The organism is Endozoicomonas sp. SESOKO2, from assembly GCF_024606245.1.
Taxonomy (GTDB): Bacteria; Pseudomonadota; Gammaproteobacteria; order Pseudomonadales; family Endozoicomonadaceae; genus Endozoicomonas_A.
Genome location: NZ_JAHHPQ010000781.1, coordinates 1 through 5,864 on the forward strand (window position 1 = coordinate 1; position 5,864 = coordinate 5,864).

A 5,864-nucleotide genomic window follows, 5' to 3' on the forward strand; every position below is an offset into this window, starting at 1 on the left:
AATACTTCAAGGAAAATGTGCCTAAATGGTCATTCTCCCACGCAGAAAGTATTCCATACTCCTACACTCTGGGTGTCTTTTACGACTGGCAACAAAGCGTTGACAAGAAAGTTCCTGTTCATGACAAGAGAAATGCTCCTCAGTCAGGTCTTCTACCTGAAGTCGTGAAACCAACACAGGCAAATCTTGATAAAGGTTGGCGTGACAATGAGAATACCCGAGACGAACTCTGATCAGAAACCAATATAAAGGAATACATCCCGGTAGGAGACGATTTCGAGACAAAGCTTGATATGAGCTGGTTATTTTTGGCCTCATCCAGATGGGTTCAGTCAACCTGTCCCGTATTGCCCGAACTATGGGACACGGTACCGGGATCGACTTCGGGCGTAAACGTCTCAAGCGTTTCTTCGTCCGGAGTGGCATGGATATTCCTTCCCTGAAAAAAACAACGCAAACGAACAACTCTCAGCTAAATTGAACGATTGAAAGCACCCTTCCCTGCCCGGTTTGGCATTCACTTGTCACGGTGATAAAAGTACTCAGCCCTGAGGTACTAGAATGACATATGCTCGTCCCAATGCGTTAAGCCTTGCAGTGGCCTTTGCCATCAGCTCTTCCTTCATTGGTACACAAGCACTGGCCGATCGCAAGCTACACATAAAGTCTGTCGATATACTGGACAATGGACGTAAAGAGTATACCCAGAGAGGGATCACGGTTCGGCCAACGTTAGGTCATGACCAGCAGCCAATACTTAAATCCTTTACCACCACCTATCGTGATAAGCCTGATCGCAGGGAAAGCTATTACGTTCCTGCTATGAGTTTTACAGAAATTCTTGCTGAAGTTACAAGTGACGTTTCCAGTGTTGATCTGTTTGAAACAGACGAAAATGGCGTTGCTCAGAAATACACCAAAGTCCTGAAAGTGGGCGATGAAGGAGTTTTCAGGTTCACCCATAACCTTGGAGAAAAGGAACTGGTCATTGAAGTCAGAGGCAAAATTACCGTTCAGGATTCAATTGAGTTTGTTCGTCGACAATCAGGTGGCAGCCTGTCGTTAGACCCACTAACGAAAATCGCCAAACCTTTAAAGCTGGCTGAGTTGCTCGACACTGTCGATCTCATGGCAGGAGACATCGACCTCGGCCCTGGCGATCACTACGTTCCCCTTGCCACCATTGAAGTTGAAAAAGTTGCAGTGAAAGGGCGCACCTTTATGCGTCTTATCGCTTCGGGCGATCAGCCCCCTGAACTGCAGCGCCTGGGTCAATCACTCTTTGTCAATGATGAGGCTCTCTTGGCGGCAGCCACCTCCGCCTATATCCAGGTTCATATTTTAGAAGAGGATTTACAACAACAGGCTCTCAATGAACTGTTAGCACACAGCAAACCCGTCGGATATGTTGTACACGTCGAGGATGACACACAGGTTTATACTGCACCTGCGGGCTATCCAAAGTTGGAAGTAACAGAAGCGCTGGAGGAAGTTATTGTTTTTCGTGGACAGAAGCAGTATCCGAACAATATCGCTGTTGTAGAAAAACTCCATAAACTCTGGGAAAAAGATGAGAGTGATAAGCCCGCTCATTCAGTAAAAAAGTGGTTTAAAAGCTATGATATCCAAAACTACCGGTACGTTATTCGGAGCAGGCAGATGGCAGTGCTGGAGGAGCTGGCTGCACACCACGATACTGAATTTAACGAACATCAACTGAAGACGCTTGCATACTATGAATCTCTCCAGCAGGCATTGACCATTGCTAATCCGGATAATGCCTATAAATTTGAATTCACACCAGGTCATATCAGAGCCGCTTCGTCGGCCATCACGCCCTGCTGGTTGCAGTTGCAACTCGTAAAACACTTCAGCTTCAAACCCGCACTTGGAAACCTTCTGGTTAACCCGCATTTTATTCAGAATATTCAGAAAGTTATACCTGATATCAACGATCTCCACCGAGCGCGAATTGATGCTCCTGAGAACGACATAGAGTTTGCTTCCAGGATCACTGTCAACATGGTCAAACAGCTGATTGAGAATGAAAGCAAGCTGCAAGAACTGTGGACAGCAGAAACTCAACTCTTCCAGCTTAGAAACCAGTTAAAGCTCTCAACGGAGCAAGCCACTGCCAGTAAAACGGAAAAACTGAGAGCGCAACAACTCAGGCTGGAAAAGCATGTTCATGATGTCATAGCAGATGCCATCAGAGCTCGAAATACTCAACTGGCAGCAGAGCTTGGTATTGATAACCCGGATGATAGCCAGCCAACTGAAGAACAAGCCAGACTTATCAGAAAGACAAGTCATGAAATTGACCAGTCGCTTGCCTCAACATTTGCCGCAACAGGAAAGCCTGACGGAGACACTGCAGAAGCAACACTGACCGCCATAGAGCGCCAGCTCAGTATTTTTCAAGGCAATGATAAGGATTTGGGTGCCCGCTTTCAGTTCATTCAAAATTATTTGCGACAACACGCTGAACAGAACCACGAGGCATTTCGGAAAAAAATGGCTATCGTTGAAGGTCGGTTAGGCCTGGTTCCGAAAAACGAAGAGGACATGGAAGCCCGTCACTATGCCATTCATCAGGCCATTCAAAAGCATCTCAAGCAGCAGACAGTTCAGATCGAACACCCTCTTCAGCAACAGAGCATTGGAACAGAAGCTGAAGCTGAAATCAAAGCCCGCTATAAAACTCTTGCCTTAGATTTAAACATTAATAATTTTGACAGCAACACAGATATTGACTTTCAAGAATACCGACTGCTTCACAAAATTGAATCACTGAACACTGCAATAAAGAAAGCTCATATGCAGAATCTTCGACAAAAAAATTTGCTTAACGAACTTCAGTCAACGAATGTTCCACTGGACGACCATCAGAATGATCTGTTTCAAAGAATCCGAAAACTCAATGATAAATGCTGTTCGGAAAAACCTCACGTCAAATCCATGAACGATGGTGTGGAATGGATTTTGCGTTTCAGACCGGATAAAGACATCGCACCAGAAGAACAAAAGGCAGATATCGAAGCATTAAATCGCGCGTTCCGCATTCATCCAAATTTTCAACTAACAATGAAAGATATCAGAACACCTGACCACCTCAAAGCCATGCCCACAGTACTCAGGAAACTGAGAGGCGTGGAGAGAGCCCTGAATAAGAAGCACAGTGGTGAGGAGGGCGATGTGTATTCCCGTCGTCGCGCGATTTCTGAGGAAATTCAGACGTACATGACAAAAGCCAGACAGCAGTCAGAGGAAAAGGCTTTGGAAATACTGGCAGATGCTGAAAAAATACTCGAAATTGAAGTCAATAAATATGAACACAAAAAAGCAAGGCTTGACAAGGTTCGTGCAACTCTTGACGGCAATGTCGTCTCCGAAAAAAAACTGAATGATCTGGTGCATACCCTCTGGAGACAAAAAATCCCGGCTGAGTTCGAAGAAAGGGAAGCAAAACTTGAGAAGCTCCATTCGGTACTGACCTATGGTGTCGAAGAAGCCGATGAGCGCGCTTTGGGAAGACAGATTCAGATGCTTGATGATATAGAGGATGAGCTAGGCATCGACGCAAGTCAAAACGTTGCTGCTAAAGAAAGAGGCAAGGATTTGAAAATTAAACTGGCCGAAATTCTGAAAGTAGAATTTGAAAAAGTCAACTTCCTGCATCCACTGGAGGATGTTCTGACTCATAAAATTTGGGAATTAGAGAATGAAGTAGGCGAACCTTATGACAATGAGGGTATCAGAAGAAATAAAAACAATGAAATTGCTCGTCAACTCAACATTAAGGACTATAAAGATGATGCCTCGAAAGATGATCAAATCCATCTCATTAAAAAAACACTCGAGGAGCTGTACGACAAAGTCGACACAGCGGGTCTGCCTCTAGTCAATGAGCGTATCGCAGCCATTGATACTGAGCTTGACAGGCAGATGGCTCTCCTGAAGCCCAAACACCGATACACTGAATCTGAGGTAGCCGAAGTCAGGACAGCGATAAGGGATGCTGAAACTGAGCTAGAGGCTCCTTATCGCAAACTGGAGGCTGTCCGTCGCAAACAGGAGGAGATCTGTGAAAATCCCGCTAACGTCGCCCCTATCACGAATGACGACAAGGCAGCGCCTGATCAGGTAATCAAAAAATTTCAGACCGAATCAGGTCTGACACTGGTTTTTAAGCAAACGACCGGAGAGCGAGTAAACGACATCAGACACTTTTTGCAGAGTGAAGATTCAGAGAAACACGATGAAATCGTTCAAAAACCAGGAGCCGCCACATCAGAACTGAAAATCTCTGTTGAGGGTGCCCCTGATAATTTGGCAAAAGAGGATGACTTCACCGCCATTAAAACACATGCAGACACTCATGATCAGGGTGAAGTTGATCAAACAGTGGGTGAACTGCCTGAAACCAGAAAAAAGTACCTTCAAATCACGAAGTTTTTGCTTGAGCACGATCGCATAGAGATGGAGTTAACCGGTGAAAAGATGAGAGACAAGAGATATCAGGAAGATCTGAAGCGTCAAAATCAGAGGATTAAGGATTCCAAAGACAAGAATCCGGAATCTGCAAGCCTGCTTAAAAACATAAGAAACATGATGAGTTCAGGCCAGAAAAACGTAGGAGTCAGAATATCAAAAGCACAAAAAGCTCTGGAGGATCATCAAACAAATCTTAAAGCCATTGAAGATGACGTGGGTCTCAAGCCAGCGCCCACTCTCAGCAACGCTGAACGGGTTGAAGCCCTGAGAAAGAGACAGCTGAAACTGGGCGGGGATGATGTTACTGCCAGCGCACTTGTGCAACTGGCCCGGGAAGAGCAAAGTCTGAACAAAGAAGTAGAAATCAGGAAAGCGGAAATAAGCGTATTGAAGGAAGTTCTGAAATCTTCTGAGGAAGCCGCCATAGAAAAGGGTGGGTTCTTCCAGTACACGCCGGGACAGGCCAATATACTGGCCGATATCCACGCCTTTGCCAGGGCGCACTCTCTGAAGAAACAGGCTCTGGAAGCCGCAATGGGTCTCATAGAATCAGCAGAAAACAGCGGTAAAGTCAGACCCTATCTTCCGACTTTTGACTTTGACGATGAATTTGCACCGATTCACTTGCAAGCATTGGTCGGAGACGATCTGAAATTTGCCCAGATCAGACGGATTGTGGAAGTCTTCAAAAATCTGAAGACAACATTCATGTTCCAGCCTGTAGAAGATCAGTCTCTGAATACTTTGGAAAAAGTCCAGAATCTGGCAGACTGGGCAAGGACTCACATTAAAACCGGACCACAAGAGTACGACGATGAAATCTATGGCATGGGCGAAGCAGCTATTCACTTCGTTGAACACGAACCAAAGGATCTGAAAAGCTTCTCGGAATACTTCGCTGCCCGTTCTGCCAGTGGTTACAGGATCATTGCTTTACTGCGAGAAGGTCTGATCAGCAAGATTGAACTTGAGCACTATTTAAAGGCTGTCAGAGGTGTCGATGATTACCAGACAGTGGATGAATTTGAACACTTCCTTGGCTACAGACACGGCATCAAGGTGCCCCAGTTCAGGGCCGTTGTCCAGATGCTGTCCGACGAGGGTGTTGACGAGTTCGTACAGAGTGCTTTTTCTCCTGTGATCATGACCGCAACTGGCCCGGCAGGTATGCAGGAATCAGTTGCCGGCATGAAGGAGTACGCAGCTTCTGTCATCGCTAACTACGTTCTTGACGACATCGCCTTCGAAAACGGCCGCAAGACGGCTGCATTTCTGGCCAATGTTCAGGATACCCTGACACCATACGCCAATGCCATTGGCGTGTCTGAATCAGAGCTGATCAAGGCTATCCATGACACATTGATGCAGGC

Annotated in this window: 3 protein-coding genes; 2 read left to right on the forward strand and 1 reads right to left on the reverse strand. The window is 45.9% G+C overall.

Annotation, left to right across the window (positions count from 1 at the left end):
• Window positions 1-233: hypothetical protein (locus KDK17_RS18625; RefSeq protein ID WP_257275470.1), on the forward strand; the 233-nt coding region annotated here is incomplete at its 5' end.
• A gap of 95 nt (window positions 234-328) precedes the next feature.
• Here the strand turns inward: KDK17_RS18625 and KDK17_RS18630 are convergent.
• Window positions 329-457 (reverse strand): hypothetical protein, encoded by a 129-nt coding sequence (locus KDK17_RS18630; RefSeq protein WP_257275467.1) that lies wholly within the window; start codon window positions 455-457, stop codon window positions 329-331.
• A gap of 104 nt (window positions 458-561) precedes the next feature.
• Here KDK17_RS18630 and KDK17_RS18635 point away from each other — a divergent pair.
• A partial coding sequence (locus KDK17_RS18635; protein WP_257288771.1) for a hypothetical protein occupies window positions 562-5,864 on the forward strand: 5,303 nt, incomplete at its 3' end.